We start from the raw sequence: 19,977 nt of genomic DNA, 5'->3' as shown, positions 1-19,977 counted from the left end.
CGTTGTCTTATTGCAAACGGGTTTCATATCCGTCTTGACAATAGCAAACCTTTTTGCCTACGTCAAATCTTTTTGAAAACTTTTACTCTTTCTTTGCAACAATTTTACAAATCTTTTTCTTTCTCCGGTTCCGGGAGGATCAAGCGTATCTTTTCCACACGGTTTTTATCCATTGCCTCGACGATCAGTTTGACTCCATCCTCCGTTGTGATGCTCTCACCCGGCTTTGGAAAATGATCCAGTAAGCCGACCACATATCCGCCAATGGAATCATAATCTTCCGATTCAAACTTCAGTCCTAATTCCTCGCATAAATCTTCTAAATTCTGTGAACCAAGCACCTCATACTCGCGGTCACCAAGCCATACGATCGAGTCTACCTCATCTATATCATATTCATCACGGATCTCTCCGACAATCTCTTCTAATAAATCCTCTAGTGTGATAAGTCCTGCGGTTGCCCCGTATTCATCTAATACGATCGCAATACTGATCGATGAGCTTCTCATATCCATAAACAGCTCTGCGGTATTTTTATGCTCATAAGTATAATACGGCTCTCTTAAAATATCCCTGATATGGAATGTCTCCTTGTCATCATAGAGCAGCAGATCCTTCATATTGATAATACCGATGACATTATCGGTACTGTCCTCATAAACCGGAAGTCTTGTAAACTTATCCTTTCGGAACAGTTCGATCAGCTCCTCATAGGTATTGTTGATGTCTGCAAAAGTCATATCGATACGCGGTACCATAACCTCTTTTGCCTCCGCATCACCAAAATCAAACAAATTATTGATCATGTCTTTTTCTTCTGTTTCGATGACACCTGTCTCATGGGAAACATCCACGATGGTACGCAATTCTTCTTCTGTCAGCTTATTCTGATCCGTATTCGGATCTACACGCAAAATCTTTAAGAAGAACATTGCAATCTGGTTTACGGCAAAAATAACCGGTGTAAGCAGTTTCATCAGCCAATAGATGATATTCGCATATGCCATTGAAATCGGCACTGCATGGATCGTTGCGATTGTTTTCGGTGAAATCTCACCAAATACCAGGATCAGCAGTGTTACAATTCCGGTTGCAATTCCTGCTCCCTTACTGCCTAACATATCAATTGCCAGTGTAGTTGCAATAGAAGAAGCGGAAAGGTTTACTACGTTGTTTCCGATCAGGATCGCACTCAGCATCTTTCCTGAGTTCTCCGTAATCTTTAATACCGTCTTTGCCCTTTCATTGCCCTCATCGCTCAGTTTTCTCATTCGTATTTTGTTGACGGTGGTCAGTGCTGTCTCTGCCGATGAGAAAAATGCAGAAAGCATAATCAATACCACCAGAATTATGAGCCGTATCGCCTCACTCGAATCCAAAAAATCACTCTCCTTTACTTTAGCAATAATATAACGTATCTCCCTCAAAAACGCAATTCATTTTTAAAAGTTTCACAGCAATTTCAAAAGTTTTAGCTGCAAACTCTTCCCCTACTCCACAGGGTTCTCCCTTTATAACGGATTTTTGACAGGCAAACCCCTGATTTTTTGCATAGTAATGCTCAAATCTCACGTCATAAGGGATAACCCCTGTTTCTTCCGCTTCTAAACGAAACACTCTGCGGTATATTTTTTCATTATCCATGGAATCAGACGGACTGTTGCTGATAAGATAAAAGATATTTCCCGATATGCGGGGATGATTTTGAAAATAGTTCAGAAGTACCGGATACTCCTGTGGAAAATTTATGACAACGGTATCGGCTCTTTGAAAAAGTCTCCATACCTGCCGGTTCCGGTCGTTTTTGCAATCCACAAAGACATGACCTTTCTTTTTTTGCCTATTTTGTTTTTGCATATTTTCCATAAAATGATACTTTCCATATGCTTCGTAATTTTCAAAGGTCCGTACCTGCATACCGTAACGGATTCTGTAGATATTTGCTAAGATTTTCATATTTCTTGTAGTCTGTCCCCCTCTTGCGGGACTCCAGAATACAACCTCCAACCAATGACCTCCTATCATTGGTGACGGACGGGATGTTTGATAAGAATATCCTTATCATAACGAAGTTTGTCTTGGTTGTAAACACTTTTGTGTGTTTTTCATTTATTTTTCTTATAATTCATGTTATAATATACAAAATGACAGAAAAGGTGGTGGTATACCGATGGAAAACAGAACCGGACGTACAATCGGACTCATTTTAGCAAATGCTTCAAGTAGTTTTACAACTGCATTTATGGATCTTTTTCAACAGGAACTCTACCAGAAAGATTACAAACTGGTGATCGGACTCACAAACCACGATTTAGAAAAAGAAAGATTTTATCTTGAATTTTTCGGACGGACTACAGAAGGCATCATCATTCTTTCCGATTCCAGCGAATACAGGGAACTTGCAGATGCCATTGCACCAAATATACCTGTTGTCTTTATCCACCGCGCACCTGCGGACTGCGAACATACCTCGATCATAGAGAGTGATTACTCTGCAACATTTCAGGCTGTCCTTTCTTTGGTAAATTCAGGATACCCAAAGACCGCTTTAATCTGCCGGAATATTAAATTTTCTACAAGCCGTGAGATCATTCAGGCATATCGTGCCGCTATGGAGACAACACCTGAAGGATTTCACGAGGACTGGATTTTTGAATGTAATACAACAGACCGCGACTATATCGAGAATCTGACTTCGCACATCACCGGAAAAGGCTGCACCGGACTTTTAGCTGCTTCTATCGAAGTAACGGAACGTCTTGCCCCTTATATTTATGAATATAACAAATTGCATGATGCACCGCTTTCCCTGACCGGATTTTCTACGGAAAACCGCAGCACAGTGCTTTTTAAAAGTCTTGATACGATCTGCAGACCGATCCACCGCACGGTAGATTTAGCATTACAGCAGCTTTTCTATCTGATGAGCAATCCGGATGCTCCGCAGAACGAATACATTGTAAAAGGCTCTTTGAAAATGCGAACGAGTGATGTATTCCAGACTTTATCTTAATCATGGATATTCGTATATTTTTACCTCCTGTCGGACATTAATACCTTATAGGAATTCCAACAGGAGGTATTATTATGAACCAAATCTTAGAAGAAATCTCAAATATCGGTGTCGTACCGGTGGTTGCCATAGATCACAAAGACGATGCTGCCCCATTAGCAGACGCATTGACCAAAGGCGGCCTTCCGTGTGCAGAAGTTACATTCCGTACACCTGCCGCGGAAGAGTCCATACGCATCATGGCAGATCAGTTCCCGGATATGCTGCTCGGTGCCGGTACCGTATTAACGACGGAACAGGCTGACCGTGCCATTGCCGCCGGAGCAAAATTCATTGTCAGTCCCGGCTTTAATCCCAAAGTTGTTTCCCACTGTATCGAAAAAAATATTCCGATCACACCCGGAATCTCAAGTCCAAGTGATATGGAACAGGCAATCGAAATGGGCTTAGATGCCGTAAAATTCTTTCCTGCCGTTCCTTCCGGTGGACTGTCCATGATCAAAGCTCTTGCAGCTCCTTACCATACTATGCGTTTTATGCCAACCGGTGGAGTAACTCCGCAAAACCTTACCGAATTCTTAGACTATCCAAAGATCCTTGCCTGTGGCGGAACCTGGATGGTAAAACCGGAACTGCTTGCCACCGGCAATTTTGAAGAAATCACCCGATTGACCAGACAGACGGTACGCACGATGCTGGATTTAAAAATTGATGAGCTCACACTGCCTTTCCCACACACAGGCAACAACCTTTCCGATGCCCTGCATGGACTTATAAATCTCTCATCCGGCAGCACTAAAGAACTGACTATCTCCTGCCGCTATTTGAAACGTACCATCTATCATTTAGAAAAAAACGGAGCCACATTCCGGTATGACAATGCAAAATATGATTCTGCCGGAAATATGGATGCGATCGACTTTTCAGATGCACCGGAAGAATTCTCCATTCGTTTAATAGAAAAACATTAGGTATATTTTCCAATAAGCAGACTTCCTGTAAAAATTAAGGTATTAAAAGGCAGTTTCAAGTTTTTGGATCGGCAAACTTGCACAAAACCGGGACTGCTTTTGTTCCGTTGTACGAAAATAAGAAAATCTAAGTCTGCCTGAATTAGCTACGATAGGGTGACGTGTACGTCTTAAACACCCCGTCCATGGGGTGTTAAGACTTTTGCTGCCGTCCATGGCAGCAAAACACTATATAAGAACAGGCAGACTAAGATTTACTAATTTTCTCCCAAAGTCACAAAAGCAGTCCCGGTTTTGTGCAAGTTGCCAGCCACTAAGTTGTGAACCGCTTTTTGACACTCTAATCCTATAAATAAATCTCTATGTAACATGCTCACCCATACAACACAAACCTTTCCATCTCGTAACGTAGTGCCTGCACAAATCGGATATGGAAGGTTTCTTTTTGTGCAATGGAAATGAAACTCAAGAAATCGTGAAGCCCACTGGCGAACACGATTTCTGTTTTAGGAGGTTCATTGGAATGGTCTGCACAAGGAAACCCGGAATATTCGATTTGTGCAGGTGACCGACTACTTACATACAATACGTTCTAAGTGTTAGTACTGTATACAATATCCAGCGTATTTACACAGTTGTACTGTATGATAATTCTTACGTTCTATCATCTATTCATCTAAAAATACATATCAAATATTGTATCAACTCATAATGCTATAATGTTTTTTGAAATCCTCTCTCAAACTTGTCTAACAATTCTTTCTGGTACCCCCTATCAAAAGTTCCATGCAGAAGCTTCGGATATGCCTCCTCCTGTAGCTGCTGCCAGCTTTCTTTTTCATTATTGACTACGATCGGATAGAACCAGACACCGTTTTTCTTCGCGGCTTCATAATCTCCCATGGCATCTCCTACCATCAGGATCTGCTCCGGCGGATAGCCGAGAGCCGAGAGTTTTTGGATACACTCTGCCTTATTGCCCGCTTCCTGACTAAGCAGTGCTTTGCAGTATGGCTTTAACTCATACTTTGACCACTCTTCTTCCACCGCCTGTGCATTTGCCGAAGATACCACTGCTAAATCCGCTTTTGGGCTCATTTTTTCTAATGCTTCTCTGACTCCGTAAAATACTCCCTGTTCCATTCCCGGCTCTTTGACGGCAAGATTGACATGAATACTCCACAAAAGTGCCTGTTCCATACAGGGATTCTTCTTTTTCTGGCATTGAGCCAGAAGGGCAGGATTTGAAAGTTCCGGTGCCTCTTTTGTCCAAGCCACGAACTCCTCCTGTCCCTCTGTCTCATAACCTTTTTCTTTTGCCCATTCTAATCCCATGGCAAGTCCTTTGAAGCGATTGATGCCACGGGTTTTTGAATAGAGATTGATCTGATTCCAGTATTTTAATGCCTCTTCTTGGATGTCTTCTAAGCCGTACTGCTTTACCCATTCCGGTCCGAAGCAATAAAAATGTTTGCTGTTCATGGTGTCCATGGCACAGCCGTCACTGTCAATACAGATTAAATAGTCATGCTCTTTTTTCATATTGTTCTCCCACTATATTCTGGTATCCATCATACCGCAGAAAGAATCTACCGGATCTGTTCCCGCAAATTCCGAACGTCCTAAAAGTTTTTCCACCAGTGCATCTAACGTGTGTTCATTCTTGTCATAGCAGTTGATATACGTTTTTACCTGCGGAACATCTGCTAAGTGGAACGGACTTGCTAACGAAATAAAAATCGTTGGCACTTCATGCACATACCACGGAATATCCGGCGTTCCCTTACTCATTTTCCAGTTGATACGTTGTGTCACTCCAAAGAGGTTGGTGATCTCGGCAAGCTGGATGATCAGATCATAATTATCTGTGATTGAGGAAATCGGAGCTTTTCCGGCATACATATTTAACATCATTTTTCCTGCTTCTTCCTCCGGGGCTTTTAATATCTTATCCATCATGGATTCATAGATCGTGACTTCAAATCCTTCTGCCTCTAACTTCTCTTTTAAATATTCAACCGGTTTTTTCTTATTCTTTCCCCCCATCATAAATGCAAACGGGTTCGGTGTCTCCTGTGGCACGATCAGAATTCTCTTATGCTCTTTTACGGATAATGGCAACGGTGAAGTTCCCGTATTTTTTACCAGTGTAATGGCTTTGTCCGATACTTCTGCCGCAATCTCTTTAAATTCCGGAGTTCCGATGACGTTTAAGCCTTCTTTTGGAGGAACGATCTCTTTTTTATTTTTCTTATGCAGTCCTAAATATGCCTTGATGCCAAGGATTCTGCGAAGGGCATCCTCTAAGCGTTCTTCTGTAATGATCCCACTACGATAACCTTCCATCATATAAGAAAAATCTTCCTCCGGGTCATTGAAGAATAAGAACATATCACAACCCGCTGCGATCGCTGTCGGAAGCATTTTGCTTCGCTTCATGACGGATGTCATACCTACCATATGAGACGCATCGGTCACGACCATTCCGTTAAAGCCTAATTTTTCTTTTAAGAGTCCGTCAATCAGTTCTTTTGACAGTGTTGCCGGAAGTGTGTCTTCTAATTCCATCTGATGATTAAAATATTTTTGATAGGAAGGAAGCATGATATGACCTGCCATAACGGTATGAACCCCGGCATCGATCATTCCACTGTATACTTTTCCAAAGGTTGCATCCCATTCTTCCGTGGAATAAGTGTTGACCGAATTGCTTAAGTGCTGATCCCTTTCGTCGATTCCATCGCCCGGAAAATGTTTCATGGCACAGACCATGTTACTTTCCATAAAACCTTTCATATAGGCTTTGGACATTTCTAACACCATATCCGGGTCGGAACCAAAACTTCTCGAGGAAATGATCGGATTTCTCCAATTGCGGTTGATATCGGTGATCGGTGCAAAAGACCAGTTGCATCCAAGTGCCACCGCTTCGATCCCGGACACTCTTCCCATCTCATAGGCATATTTCGGGTCATTGGTGGCTCCGATCTTAACCTCTACGCCAATCTCTGTTCCATCGGTGCAGGCTCCGTTTCCACCCGCTTCGGTATTGGCTGCGATCAAAAGCGGGATCTTGGCATTTTCCTGCAAAATACGGTTCTGCTCATGCACTTCTTTAGATGTTCCCGGATTGTAACGCACCGCACCGATGTGATATTTTTCTAAAACATCTTTCAGGTACCCCTCGCTTCGCTCGGAACCCATATTTACAAAAAGCTGTCCGATCTTTTCTTCCGTTGTCATTTCTGCAATGGTATCTTCTACCCACTGTATATCTTCTTTTTCTAAAAAATAAGGTTTTTTTGTTAAATCTACTTTTACCATATGCCCTCCATTTATACTCCTGAATATGCTTGAAATCCTCCGTCTACCGGGATCACGACACCGGTAATAAAGCCGGAGGCTTCGTTATTCAGTAAAAACAGCAGTGTTCCGATCAATTCTTCGGATTCTCCAAAACGTCCTAACGGTGTCGCTGCTAAGATTTTTCCTGTTCGTGGTGTCGGTGTGCCATCTTTTTCAAATAAAAGCTCTCGATTCTGTTTTGTTGCAAAAAATCCCGGTGCTATTCCATTGACACGGATGCGGCTTTTTGAAAAATGCACTGCTAACCACTCCGTAAAATTCGATACAGCCGCTTTTGCCCCACTGTATGCAGGAATCTTTGTTAACGGTGTATAAGCGTTCATGGAAGAAATATTGATGATATTACATCCTTCTTTCTCTAACATATCCTGTGCAAATTCCTGCGTTGGCAGCAGTGTTCCGATAAAGTTCAGGTTGAATACAAATTCCACTCCGCTCTGTTCTAGATCAAAGAATGATTTTTCTCCCTCTTTTAATTCTCCCGGCACATAATATTCCTGATCTGTGGTTGCCTTCGGATTATTTCCACCCGCACCATTGATCAGAATATCGCACAAGCCAAAGTCTTTTTTGATCTGTTCATGCGCTGCTGCAAGGCTTTCTTTTTGCAGTACATTTGCCGCATAGCCTTTTGCTATATAACCCTCTTCGCTGATCTCCTTTGCTGCTTTCTCCGCTGCTTCCTGATTCAGGTCTAAAAGTGCAACCTTTCCGCCAGCCTGTGCTAATGCTTTTGCGAACATGCCACCAAGGACTCCTCCTGCTCCTGTGATGACGACCGTTTTTCCGGTCAGGTCTGTATTAAGTGGTAGTTTCATGTGTGTTCTCCTTCCTTATGATTGCTTATGATGATTGTTTTTTTCATGTTGTTTTGATGTTGTTCTAATTTTTTCTGTTTGCTGTCATACATGGGCATCTGTTGATTCCGCTATCCGGGATAAGAAGTTCCATGCACTCCGGATTCGCTATACCGGAATCGTACGAAAGCGGCACAAATCCGCCATCCATGGCGGTTGTGCCTTTTTCGGACATCCCTGTCCGAAAATTTCTGTTATAATCCGGAGTGGCAGGAACTTCTAAATCCCGGACAGAGTCACAACCGCTACCCCATGCGTGACAGCACAACATACCAATTCAGCACAACTAAAAAGTGTTTCGTTTCTCCTTCTCAATTGAGAAGGAGAAACGTGTGGTTGGGGTGTTCGTTGAGGGGACGGTTATGTTGCTGTGTTCTACACACCTCCTCTTTGTGACTATGGCTGGATTTTGGATGTTCTTAATAGCCTGTCAATATCAGAAATTTGCGGGCACGGATGCCCGCAAAAGGAGCAACTGAGCCATGGATGGCGAATTTGCTCCGGTTTCGTCCCCATCCGGCAACGTCCCACAGGGTATTTAGAACATCCAAATCCCAGACATGGAACAAAAGGAGGTGTGTAGAACACCCAGCCAACACCCCCTCACCCGCTCCACACTCTCTCCTACTTCACACTCTCTTTCTCAATTGCCTCCCACAACCCATTCAGATATGCTGCCCCCAGCGCCCTGTCATACAGTCCATATCCTGCTCTTCCGGTCTCGCCCCATATCATTCTTCCATGATCAGGGCGGATATAGCCGTCAAAGCCATTGTCATACAATGCTTTTGCGATCGCATACATATCCAGTGTTCCACAGGAGGACGGATGTGCACTTTCTTCAAATCCATTATCCAATATCTTGACATTTCTCATATGCACAAAGTGGATTCTTCCCATTGCCGCATATTTTGCTGCCATCTTTGCTACATCGTTGTGTCCGGAGCATCCAAGAGAACCCGTACAGAGTGTGATCCCATTGTGTCTGTCATCCACTAATTTTAAGAAGCGGTCAAGATTTTTTTCATCGGTAATAATGCGTGGAAGTCCAAAAATACTCCAGCATGGATCATCCTCATGAATTGCCATGTTGACATCATACTCTGCCGCTACCGGAATGATTTTTTTCAGGAAATATTCCAGATTGTTCCACAGATCCTCTTCACTTAATTTCTGATACTCTGCTACAATCCCTTTTAATTCTTCCCTGCTGTATGAAGCATCCCAGCCCGGCAGGGTCAGATCGCTGTCTGTTTTCAGCGGATCTACTTTATCGACCTGTTCCTGATAATAAACTAAGGTAGTGGAGCCATCCGGCAATCTGTGGTCTAACTGGGTTCTCGTCCAGTCAAATACCGGCATAAAGTTATAGCAGATACATTTCACGCCTGCTTTTGCCACCTTCTTGATATTTTCGCAATAATTCTCAATATAGCGGTCTCTGTCCGGTTTTCCGAGCTTGATCTCCTCATGCACCGGAATACTCTCGATCACTTCAAATTTCAGTCCGTTTTCTTCCACCTGTTTTTTTAAATCTGCAATTGATTTTTCACTCCATACCTCTCCAACCGGTACATCATAGACTGCTGTTACAATGGCTTCCATTTTCGGTATCTGACGGATATTTTCCAATGTTACTTTGTCATCCGCTCCATACCATCTGAATGATAATTTCATGTTTTAAGTCTCCTCTCTGCGACGTTTCAATTCTTCTGTATTCTGGATTACAATTTTTTTCGATAACGGATATAAGAATATCATAACCAGTCCTACGAGGATATAGACAATTCCTGGAAATAACGTTGCGATCCCGTAGATTCCGCCCTGTACCTCCGCGGTTTGCGCCGCTGCAAGGGAATCATATCCGATAGCGGAAAGTGCAAAACCACTGACTCCTCCTGCCAATGCCTGTCCGACTTTTCTTGCAAAAGAATAGAATCCGTATACGGTTCCATCATCGCGGGAATGTGTCCGCACCTCTTTGTCATCGATCACATCTGTGATCAGTGCCCAGATCAGCATATTGAAATAGTTCATTCCTAACATTGCAAAGAAAGAAAGTGTGATGAACACCGCAAGGCTTTTCGTGTGTAAAAAGTAAATGATCAGATAGATGATCCCTGCCAAGAAGCATCCGATCGCGGCAGACTCTTTTTTTCCGTAGCGCGTGGAAATTTTTCCGGAAACAACTGCCACGATGATCCCCGATGGCAGGTTCAAAAGGCTGAACAGTGCCAGTGCCTTGGTATCTTTAAAATAATCGGCAAACAGATAGGTGTTGATCCCCTGACTCATCAGTGTTGCTAATAAGAGCAGAATGGCTGCTAAAATGACAGACATCAATGCCCTGCTTGTAAAAATCCCTTTCACTGCTGCACCAAGACCGGTGTTTTCCCCACGTTCTTTCTTCTCTATCTGTACACGCTCTGTCGTCATTGCATAGCAGAGCAGATAACAGATAATGGCTGCTATGGAAAAAACGCCTGCTAAGATCGTAAAGTTCCTTCCACTGACCACCTGATTTCCATTGACATCGGTATAGTAGATGATCAGCGGTGTTACGACACTGATAAAGGTTGCTGCAAAAATAGCTCCTAATGAACGATAGACAGAAAGTGCCGCACGATCTTTTGGCTCCTCGGAAATCGCCGATGCCATAGAACCGTAGGGAATATTAATTGACGTATAAAATATTGAACCCCATAAAATATAGGTTACAAACATATAGATCAGTTTGACGGTCATAGATGCCCCTGCTAACCCTGACTGATACATCAGAAAACTTGTCAATGCCACCGGACCGCACATCCGGCGCAGCCAGCAGCGGAACCGCCCGTCTTTTGCCGTTTCTATGGAATCCACGATCCTTCCCATTCCAATGTCAGTAAACGCATCCACACAGCGGGATACTAAAAAGAGAATTCCAACGGTCTTTGCAGAAATCCCCCAAACCTTTGTATAGAAAACCATCAGATAAGAGCTTGCAAAGATAAAGGTAAAATCATTTCCAAAATCTCCAAACAAATACCCCCATTTATCCCTCGCACCAAAGGGGCGTGCCTCATTTTTCTCACTCATATATGATTCCTCCAATTCCTTTTGTATATTTTTTGCTTATGAAAGAAATACTTTTATCAGCATGACCAATATTTCTGCGCTTTATGCAAGGAGGAAAAAATGAAATCATTTATGAACGAAAACTTTTTACTTTCAAATCAGACGGCAGAGCTGCTCTATCATAATTATGCAAAAAATATGCCGATCATAGACTATCACTGCCATCTGAATCCGCGTGAAATCGCAAAGAACCGACGGTTTGAAAACATTACCAGAGTCTGGTTAGAAGGCGACCACTATAAATGGCGGCTGATGCGGGCAAATGGGATTGATGAAGAATACATTACCGGAGATGCGGAAGACCGCGAGAAATTCTTTATGTGGGCTAAGACCTTAGAAAAATGTATCGGAAATCCACTCTACCATTGGAGTCATTTAGAACTGCAACGCTATTTTGGATATAATGGGATCTTAAGTGAAAAGACTGCACCGGAGGTCTGGGAATTATGTAACGAACGCTTAGACAATCCTGATATGTGTGCCAGAGAATTGATCAAAAAATCTAATGTACATTTAATATGTACCACAGATGACCCGATTGACAGTCTGAAATGGCATGAGGAAATCTCACAGGATAACAGCTTTGATGTTATGGTACTCCCAACCTGGAGGCCTGACCGTGCTTTTGCCATTGACAGTCCTGCCTTTTGTGACTATCTTCTTTCCTTAGGAGAAGTGACTCATTTAAAGATTTCTTCATTCCAGACACTCTGTTTGGCACTGAAACGCCGTATGGGCTTCTTTCAGGAGCATGGCTGCTGCATTTCTGACCACAGTTTTTCCCATATTCCGTGGAAACCCTGCTCCGAAGAAGATGCAGAGGCTATTTTTTCTAAGGTTCTCGATGAACGTCCGGTTTCTTTCGAAGAACGTATGCAGTTTGAAACTGCCCTGCTTACTTTTTTAGGAAAACAGTACCACAAATTAGGCTGGGCAATGCAACTTCACTATGGTGTCAAACGCAATAATAACCAAAGGCAGTTCAAACGTTTAGGTCCTGACACCGGTTTTGACAGTATCGGCTATTCGGCTCCTTTAAATGAACTGGCTGATTTTTTAAATGAACTCTCACTGACAAATGAGCTTCCAAAGACGATTCTCTATTCCCTGAATCCCAATGACAATGCCATTCTCGATACGATCATTGGCTGTTTTCAGGATGATTCTGCGATTGGAAAGATCCAGCATGGAAGTGCCTGGTGGTTCAATGACCACTACGACGGTATGCGGGATCATCTAAGCTCTTTAGCAGCTAACGGAGTATTGTCGAACTTTATCGGGATGTTGACGGATTCGAGAAGTTTTCTGTCTTATACCAGACACGAATATTTCCGCAGGATCCTCTGTGAACTGATCGGGGAATGGGTCGAGGAGGGCAAATATCCAAATGACCGGGAAATGCTTTCTAAAATAGTGACTGACATCTGTTATAACAATGCCGTGAAATATTTTCGGTTTTCTGTATAGTAAAAAAATGGAACGCTCACTCTTCTTAAAAAGGTGAACGTTCCGCTTTTTTAATAAATCATTATTCTGCTTCGGTTTCTTCCTGCTCGCTTACTTCGATTCCAAGCTCCTCTAACTGCTTTTCATCTACCGGGCTTGGTGCATGTGACATCAGGCAGGATGCATCTTTTACTTTCGGGAATGCGATGACATCACGGATAGAATCACACTGCATCATCAGCATGACCATACGGTCTAAACCATAGGCAAGTCCTGCATGTGGCGGTACTCCATACTTGAATGCATCTAATAAGAATCCAAACTGCTCATGCGCCTGCTCTTTGGTAAATCCGAGTACCTCTAACATTTTTTCCTGGATATCGTCCTGATGGATACGGACGGAACCGCCTCCAAGCTCTGTACCATTTAAGACAATATCATATGCCTTTGCACGGACTGCTCCCGGATCGGAATCAATCTTGTCCCAGTCCTCTTCCATTGGCATGGTAAACGGATGGTGCATTGCCATAAAACGGTTCTCTTCGTCAGACCACTCTAATAATGGGAATTCTGTTACCCATAAGAAGTTGTACCGGTTCTTATCTAATAACTCTAACTGGCGTGCAAGCTCTAAACGAAGTGCTCCTAACACATCCCATACCACTTTATTTTTATCGGCTGCAAAGAGAAGTAAATCTCCCGGCTCTCCGCCCATCTTTTCTACTAATGCCGCTAATTCTTCTTCGGTCATAAATTTTGCAAAAGAGGATTTGTAGGTGCCGTCCTCATTTACTGCTAAATAAGCAAGTCCTTTTGCGCCGTAATCCTTTGCAAAACTTACTAATTTATCGATCTTCTTTCTTGGCATTGCACCCTGACCTTTGGCATTGATACCACGGACAGAGCCGCCATTTTCCAATGCTCCCGTAAATACGCCAAAACCACATCCGGCTACGGTCTCTGATACATCTACTAACTCCATGCCAAAACGGGTATCCGGCTTATCTGAACCGAAACGGTCCATTGCTTCCTGCCAGGTCATTCTCGGAATCGGAAGTGGTACGTCTACTCCGATCGCCTCTTTAAATACATAAGCTAAAAGTCTTTCATTTACATCGATGACATCATCTACATCAACAAAGGACAGCTCCATATCTGCCTGTGTAAACTCCGGCTGTCTGTCTGCTCTTAAGTCCTCGTCACGGAAACATCTTGCGATCTGGAAATAACGGTCATATCCGGAACACATCAAAAGCTGTTTATAAAGCTGCGGTGACTGCGGTAATGCATAAAAAGAACCCGGATGCACACGGCTTGGCACTAAATAATCTCTTGCACCTTCCGGTGTGGATTTCATTAAGATCGGTGTCTCAATCTCTAAAAATCCTTCTTTTTCCATAAAGTTACGAAGCAGCATGGACACCTTGCTCTTCATCATGATATTTCTCTGTAAATCCGGTCTTCTTAAGTCCAGATAACGATATTTCAAACGCAGTTCTTCCTTCGTCTGGCAATTCTCCTCAATTGGGAATGGTGGTGTCTCTGCCTCGGAAAGAATACGGATATCATTTGCAATGACCTCAATATCTCCGGTTTTTAAACTCTCATTGACTGCTGCGGAACGTTTCTGTACCACACCGGTTACGGCTACGACAAACTCGCTTCTTAAATTTCCTGCTTTTTCAAAACCTTCACTTCCTACCTGTGGTTCATCAAAAACCACCTGTAAGAGTCCGCTACGGTCTCTTAAGTCAATAAAGATCAGACTTCCTAAATTTCTTCTTTTCTGTACCCAGCCCATCACAGTGACAGTTTCGCCGATGTTCTGATTAGAAACCTCGGTACATCTGTGTGTCCTGTGCAGACCTTTCATTGATTCTGCCATTTTCTATCTTCCTCCATTTTTTATCTGTTAAAAAATTCCACAATTTCTTCATAGCCTTCTTTTGCAAGCTGCTCTTTCTGGAACTTCTTATTTTTATTCATACGGCTGACTAATACCTGCTGTCCGGCTTTTCGCTCTTCCTGTGCCTGCTTCATGACTTCACAGAGTTTTTCAGCAGTGTAGCCTTTTTCGATTAAGTATGCTTTTTTCTTTGGCTGTGTCGGAATCTCAAAGCCGTTCTCTAACAGTAACAGTACGATTCTTTCAAATCCAATGGAAAATCCACATGCCGGAACATCTTTTCCGGTAAATCTTCCAACCATCTTGTCATAACGTCCGCCGCCACCGCAGCTTCCGCCGAATTCCGGGATGGCTATTTCAAAAATGGTACCTGTATAGTAGGACATTCCGCGTACCAGCGTCGGGTCGAATACCATTTCAAAATCTGCTTCTTTGGTAGCTTCTACACTGGTGATGATCTCATTCAGGCTCTTAGAAACTTCCTCGTCTAAGACCTCTTTTAAGGTATCTGCTAAATAGGCAATTCCGTTTTCGGCACTTTCAATGCCTTTGAACAAGTCTAAGTATTTTTCAATAGAATCTTTGGCATAGCCTTCTTTTTCTAATTCCTCTGCTACACCGTCTAAGCCAATCTTGTCCATCTTATCTAATATGATAAATACCGTATCATAATCTTCTTCGGCAAATCCGCTGTATGCTGCCATTGCCTTTAAGATTCTTCTCTCATTGATACGGATCTGGAAATTCTTAAATCCTAATTTTCCAAGTGTTGTCGTCGTTGCTAAGATCAATTCAATCTCCGCTAAGTTGCTCGGTTCTCCTAAGATATCTATATCACACTGCATAAACTGGCGATAGCGTCCACGCTGTGGACGGTCTGCTCTCCATACATTTCCCATCTGCAATGCTTTAAATGGAGCCGGAAGATCGTTGGCATTGTTCGAATAATAACGTACCAGCGGAACCGTCAGATCGTAGCGCAGTCCCATGTCTACCACATCCATATCGGTTTTTGCCGTCTCTAAATTCAGCTTTTCTCCACGTTTTAATACCTTAAAGATGAGCTTTTCATTCTCACCGCCCTGCTTGCTGCTCAGATTTCCAATATCTTCTAAACAAGGAGTCTCTATCGAAGTAAAACCAAATCTTCCATAAGTCTCTTTGATCACACTGATGACATAATCCCGAATCTGCATCTCCTGTGGCAATATATCTTTCATTCCTGTAACCGGTTTCTTCTTTAATGCCATGATCTTTCATTCCTCCATCTTCTTTTTCCGGACGTTCATTTGCCCATAGGCATTTTTTACATCTACGCCTTATTATACTTTTCGCGGTACGATGCGTCAAGATACAACAAAAACGTCCGGGAAGATTCTCGAAATCTCCATCACTGCAACTTTTAAGAACACCCCCCTGACATGACATAGAACCAGATCTCACGCATATGCTGTGATCTTGCGATCGGTGTTGCTATGGCTGCAAGAATGATAATGGCTGCTGCAAAGCAGCATACGACCAGTCCATACACCAGTACAAACAGGCTTCTGCGTCCCCAACTGTCAATAATCGTCCGGTTCCATATGGAGTATCCGATAAATCCTATTAATGCCACGATCATTATGGTCGTTACGGTAACTGTTGTATTGCCAAAATAAAGTTTCAATTTAATTTTCTCCTTCTTACCGCTCGTTATGGTACCATTCGATGATTGCTTTTAAATTTTCTAAACAAACCCGTCCTTTACCGTTTGTCATCATTTCTAACAGATCATCTTCTTCCGGTGTGCGATCCGTTTTCTCTGCTAAGGATTTTCCGGCTGTTTTTACCATCATGTTCATCGTCATCTTGTATACACCATGCAATTTTTCCAGATCAAAGTTTCCCTGTAATGTAAACAATGGGATGTTCTTTGGTATGGAATTCTTTGTACGGACTTCTTCTGTCTGTGTCCCTGTCCGGCTCATACCGACTGCACAGACTGCACGGACATTATATTTTTTTACCATATCTTTATAGCCTTTGATCCCGCCTGCCATGATCCAGCCAAGATAAATGATCTCTGAATGAGCAGGTACTTTTTTCTTTGCTTCTTTTGCACTATATACCGGGAGATGGAGTTCGTTTGCCAATAATTGTGCATATTGTGCCGTGCTTCCTGCATTTGATGTATAAATAATTGCTTTCATTTTTATTTTCTCCTCTGTTTATCAATCTTTTTTACTGCTTTCTTCTGTATCCTCTAATCTTTTAGAAAACCGCTCTACATGCTGCTCTACCATTTTTGTTACATCCTGTTTTTCGTCCGTTCCATCATAAAGACTGTAGAGCAGGAATATCGGTCCATAGAATTCTAATGCTAACTGTCTTGCATCTTTATCATTTTTGGTAAGTCCCGCAAATATTTTTTCGATGTAAGCCACCGGACCTTTTGCAAGATAGTTCTGGTAAAGTTCTGCCATGTCCGGATCGCGGTACTGCTCTAAGGTCAGCATTTTCCGGAAACGACATGGAAATTCTTCCTCTGTCCAATGTAAAAGCTGTACTTTTGTATACTGCTTGATCTTATCCAGTGCAGTGTCCTTATATCCTGCTATCACTTCTGCCATATTTCCTTCCGGCATCTCATATTTTTTTGCTCTTTCTGCATCCATCTGATTCATTCGTTCTACAATACTTTCTAATATCTCCTGCTTGCTTTTGTAATGCTTATACAACGCGGCTTTTGTAACGCCTAATTCGGCTGCGATATCGTTCATGGAAGTTCCCATATAGCCGCTTTGCGAGAAAAGTTTTAATGCTTCTTCTAAAATTCTTTCTTTGGTGTTTTTTTCTCTTGTTTCCATTTGCATTCTCCTTGAAATAAATAGTAACCGATTGGTTACTATTATTATAGTTACCATTCGGTCACTCGTCAAGAGGGATTTTTCATAGATAGGAAAAACGTCACCAGCGGGGGTGACGTTTTTGGGGTTATAATTATTCTATTGTTATTGAATGAGCCAATTGTAATCCTGTCTGCAATCTACCACACAGTCGGCATAAACGATGTCATCTACTATCTGGAAAATTATCATATAACGTTTTTCGAACAATATAAAACGGTAAGCCTTTCTGGGAATATATTCCCCTGTAAGCCACGGACATTTCTGGGGCATCACTTCTAACGAATGAGCTGTCTTTTCAAATTCTACCGTCAGACGTTCGGCTGCTTCCGGGCTGGTCTGTGCTAAAAATGCAACATGTGAAACGAGCATCTGCGTTGCCCGTTCGGATACGATCACACGATACTTACTCTGCTGTTCCATGTCCTTCTGCCTCCCTGATCGCATTTCGCATCATTGCAGTAACTTCTTCAACCGAGTATCCCTTACTTCCACGCATTCTATCTTCCTCAACGGCAAGCAGTTCCTCACGAAGTTTTAGCATTTTTTCTCTACGATTATATGTTCCAATATCCATAACAACCAAATCTCCCTCACCATTTTTAGTAAGGAACACTGGCTCTCCGGTCTTTCTGCACATATCAGCAATTTCATTATAATTCTGACGAATTGCTGCGGATGGACGAATATTCATAGCTATACCTCCCTGCTTTTATAGTGATAGTAATATTCTAATCATATTATACCCATCCCATACAACAGAGTCAATGACATCGGCAAATAACCTCCCCAATATCCCCATTCACACAAATAGCCCTCTCCCTGATTTCTTCCGGTGCATAGGCTTCCCCGGCATTGATACTCACATAATCAGCATTTGGGTTCTGAGCCGCCATCTGCCAAAACGGATATTTGATGATACCGGGTGTGTTCATTCCAACGCCAAGCTCTAATAACAACATTTTTATCTCTTTATGCCTGCGAAGAAAATCAGCATATCTTTCGGCTGCACGATACCAGCCATCATCCTGAACAAACGTATCATCCGCCCTTAAATTCATGGTCATTGGCTTTCCACAGACAGGGCAGTGAGGTATTAACCCGGTTGGTATCTTCATATCTTTCTGCCGTTTGACCATCTCACGCACGACCTCTTCATTATCATAAGTGGCACGGTGACAAGGTTTGCTGCACTGAAACAGTCCGTAATCTCCCTGTGTATAAAATAGTCTTTGTTTGTCAAACCCGGCCTTCTGGAACTGGTGATCCACATTTGTCGTCAGCACAAAATAATCTTTATCTTTTATAAGTTCAAACAGTTTTTGATAGGTTCCATTGTCACAGTCCATATAGCGGTTGATTAAAATATATCTCGACCAGTAAGCCCAGTGTTCTTCAAGACTCTCAAAGGGATAAAATCCACCGGAATACATATCTTCAAAACCATACTTTTCTATAAAATCAGAAAAATATTTCTGACTATGTAACAAAAAAAGAACACACAACTGTGAAAGGACGCAACTCCCCCTCACTCCATCACCGGCAGGACAAATCTTGAGCAATACCGCCGGCTTTCGATTTCACGACCTGTATATGGAGCAACGATACCAAGGACACGCGGATTACCTGCAAGTGTCAGGCCGCGCGCCTTCACCTCCCGCCCCAGTGTCAGCCACGCCTCATCCACACCGGAATAATCACCGCAGTACAGCACCGATAACACACGACATTCCGGTAATACCAGCGCATCCGCAGGTGCTTTTTCCGGTTGCACGGGAACACAGACAGTATAAGGATATGGCTCACTGCTGATATAACCCTCTAAATAGTCCTGTCGATCCGAAATCGTAAACAATGGCTCTTCGGAGAGAACACAGCCCTGTCGGACACATTCGCTGTAAAAATCGTACATATCCGCGTACTTATCTGCAACCGTACGCCCCATACACTCCCGCATCCGGCAAGTCACAGCAGGCTGCCGCATGATCTGCACGGAGATACCCGGCGCCTCCATCGTCCGCAGTCGCAACTCTTCTACGCTGCGTTGGATCTCCTGCAGACGGCTCTCTAACGTCGCTAGCAGCGTCGATATTTCACCACCCTGAGCAAAGTAGTCTGCGATCTGCTCTGTAGTCAGCCCCATACTCTTGAATTTTTCAATCTGCAAAATGCGTGCCACATCATGGTTGTCGTAGTACCTTCGCCCACTCTCCGCTGCAATATAGGCAGGCGTAAGCAACCCTTTTTTCTCCATGCGCATCAATGTACTACGGGAAAGACCGCAGGCATGGGCTGCTTCCGTGATCTGAAATAACTTTTTTGTATCCTTTTCCATATTTTTCGTTCCAACCCCTTGCTTCGTTCATAGATGAACAATGTATAATACCATTATTAAGAAAGTCTGCCTTGATGTCAA

The 19,977-nt window shown here is 42.9% G+C and carries 19 protein-coding genes; 3 read left to right on the top strand and 16 right to left on the bottom strand.

Annotated features, from left to right (window positions below):
• Window positions 1–104: 104 nt before the first annotated feature.
• Window positions 105–1,379, bottom strand: a complete 1,275-nt coding sequence (locus WMO43_RS02000) for an HlyC/CorC family transporter (RefSeq protein WP_353529645.1) — start codon at window positions 1,377–1,379, stop codon at window positions 105–107.
• Window positions 1,380–1,398: 19 nt separating this feature from the next.
• A complete protein-coding gene (locus WMO43_RS01995) occupies window positions 1,399–2,007 on the bottom strand; it encodes a hypothetical protein (RefSeq protein WP_353529643.1) in 609 nt (202 codons plus the stop codon).
• Between the two features lie 163 nt (window positions 2,008–2,170).
• Here WMO43_RS01995 and WMO43_RS01990 point away from each other — a divergent pair, with 163 nt between their 5' ends.
• Both WMO43_RS01990 and WMO43_RS01985 read left to right on the top strand, forming a co-directional pair.
• Window positions 2,171–3,013, top strand: coding sequence for a LacI family DNA-binding transcriptional regulator (locus tag WMO43_RS01990; protein WP_177962071.1), 843 nt, complete (start codon window positions 2,171–2,173; stop codon window positions 3,011–3,013).
• A gap of 74 nt (window positions 3,014–3,087) precedes the next feature.
• Window positions 3,088–3,984 carry a bifunctional 4-hydroxy-2-oxoglutarate aldolase/2-dehydro-3-deoxy-phosphogluconate aldolase gene (locus WMO43_RS01985; protein ID WP_353529640.1) on the top strand — a complete coding sequence of 299 codons (897 nt, stop codon included), beginning with the start codon at window positions 3,088–3,090 and terminating at the stop codon, window positions 3,982–3,984.
• Between the two features lie 714 nt (window positions 3,985–4,698).
• Here WMO43_RS01985 and WMO43_RS01980 read toward each other — a convergent pair.
• From WMO43_RS01980 to WMO43_RS01960, 5 genes are all read right to left on the bottom strand, one after another.
• A complete protein-coding gene (locus WMO43_RS01980) occupies window positions 4,699–5,526 on the bottom strand; it encodes an HAD family hydrolase (RefSeq protein WP_353529638.1) in 828 nt (275 codons plus the stop codon).
• Window positions 5,527–5,538: 12 nt separating this feature from the next.
• On the bottom strand, window positions 5,539–7,308 hold the full coding sequence (locus WMO43_RS01975) for a glycoside hydrolase family 3 protein (protein ID WP_353529637.1): 1,770 nt from the start codon (window positions 7,306–7,308) through the stop codon (window positions 5,539–5,541).
• Window positions 7,309–7,319: 11 nt separating this feature from the next.
• The gene (locus WMO43_RS01970) at window positions 7,320–8,168 is read right to left on the bottom strand and encodes an SDR family oxidoreductase (RefSeq protein WP_353529635.1); all 849 of its coding nucleotides are present in this window, start codon (window positions 8,166–8,168) and stop codon (window positions 7,320–7,322) included.
• Between the two features lie 663 nt (window positions 8,169–8,831).
• Complete coding sequence (locus tag WMO43_RS01965) at window positions 8,832–9,884, bottom strand: mannonate dehydratase (protein WP_353529634.1); 1,053 nt, start codon at window positions 9,882–9,884, stop codon at window positions 8,832–8,834.
• 3 nt (window positions 9,885–9,887) lie between these two features.
• Window positions 9,888–11,285: an MFS transporter gene (locus tag WMO43_RS01960; RefSeq protein WP_353529633.1), complete on the bottom strand. Its 1,398-nt coding sequence runs from the start codon at window positions 11,283–11,285 to the stop codon at window positions 9,888–9,890.
• Between the two features lie 99 nt (window positions 11,286–11,384).
• Here WMO43_RS01960 and uxaC point away from each other — a divergent pair, with 99 nt between their 5' ends.
• Window positions 11,385–12,791: a glucuronate isomerase gene (gene uxaC / locus WMO43_RS01955; protein ID WP_353529631.1), complete on the top strand. Its 1,407-nt coding sequence runs from the start codon at window positions 11,385–11,387 to the stop codon at window positions 12,789–12,791.
• Window positions 12,792–12,852: 61 nt separating this feature from the next.
• Here the strand turns inward: uxaC and aspS are convergent, their stop codons facing one another.
• The 9 genes from aspS to WMO43_RS01910 all read right to left on the bottom strand — a co-directional run bounded on the left by aspS (window position 12,853) and on the right by WMO43_RS01910 (window position 19,896).
• Window positions 12,853–14,655, bottom strand: coding sequence for an aspartate--tRNA ligase (gene aspS, locus WMO43_RS01950; RefSeq protein WP_177962079.1), 1,803 nt, complete (start codon window positions 14,653–14,655; stop codon window positions 12,853–12,855).
• A 20-nt stretch (window positions 14,656–14,675) separates the two neighbouring features.
• Window positions 14,676–15,926 carry a histidine--tRNA ligase gene (gene hisS, locus WMO43_RS01945; protein ID WP_353529627.1) on the bottom strand — a complete coding sequence of 417 codons (1,251 nt, stop codon included), beginning with the start codon at window positions 15,924–15,926 and terminating at the stop codon, window positions 14,676–14,678.
• Window positions 15,927–16,078: 152 nt separating this feature from the next.
• Window positions 16,079–16,342: a hypothetical protein gene (locus WMO43_RS01940; RefSeq protein ID WP_353529625.1), complete on the bottom strand. Its 264-nt coding sequence runs from the start codon at window positions 16,340–16,342 to the stop codon at window positions 16,079–16,081.
• A gap of 16 nt (window positions 16,343–16,358) precedes the next feature.
• Entirely contained in the window at window positions 16,359–16,865 is a 507-nt protein-coding gene (locus WMO43_RS01935) for a flavodoxin domain-containing protein (RefSeq protein ID WP_353529623.1), read from the bottom strand.
• A gap of 21 nt (window positions 16,866–16,886) precedes the next feature.
• Entirely contained in the window at window positions 16,887–17,522 is a 636-nt protein-coding gene (locus WMO43_RS01930) for a TetR/AcrR family transcriptional regulator (protein WP_353529622.1), read from the bottom strand.
• Between the two features lie 144 nt (window positions 17,523–17,666).
• Window positions 17,667–17,984 carry a type II toxin-antitoxin system RelE/ParE family toxin gene (locus WMO43_RS01925; RefSeq protein ID WP_353529621.1) on the bottom strand — a complete coding sequence of 106 codons (318 nt, stop codon included), beginning with the start codon at window positions 17,982–17,984 and terminating at the stop codon, window positions 17,667–17,669.
• On the bottom strand, window positions 17,968–18,255 hold the full coding sequence (locus WMO43_RS01920) for a type II toxin-antitoxin system Phd/YefM family antitoxin (RefSeq protein WP_353529620.1): 288 nt from the start codon (window positions 18,253–18,255) through the stop codon (window positions 17,968–17,970). The genes WMO43_RS01925 and WMO43_RS01920 overlap by 17 nt, the downstream gene beginning before the upstream one ends.
• Window positions 18,256–18,325: 70 nt before the next feature.
• A complete protein-coding gene (locus WMO43_RS01915) occupies window positions 18,326–18,994 on the bottom strand; it encodes an SIR2 family NAD-dependent protein deacylase (protein ID WP_353530032.1) in 669 nt (222 codons plus the stop codon).
• Window positions 18,995–19,089: 95 nt separating this feature from the next.
• Window positions 19,090–19,896: a MerR family transcriptional regulator gene (locus WMO43_RS01910; protein WP_177962086.1), complete on the bottom strand. Its 807-nt coding sequence runs from the start codon at window positions 19,894–19,896 to the stop codon at window positions 19,090–19,092.
• Window positions 19,897–19,977: the final 81 nt, after the last annotated feature.

The organism is Maccoyibacter intestinihominis (assembly GCF_040096355.1).
Taxonomy (GTDB): Bacteria; Bacillota; Clostridia; order Lachnospirales; family Lachnospiraceae; genus Maccoyibacter; species Maccoyibacter intestinihominis.
The sequence above is the reverse complement of the archived record's forward strand: the minus strand, read 5'-3'. Positions and strand labels throughout refer to the sequence as shown.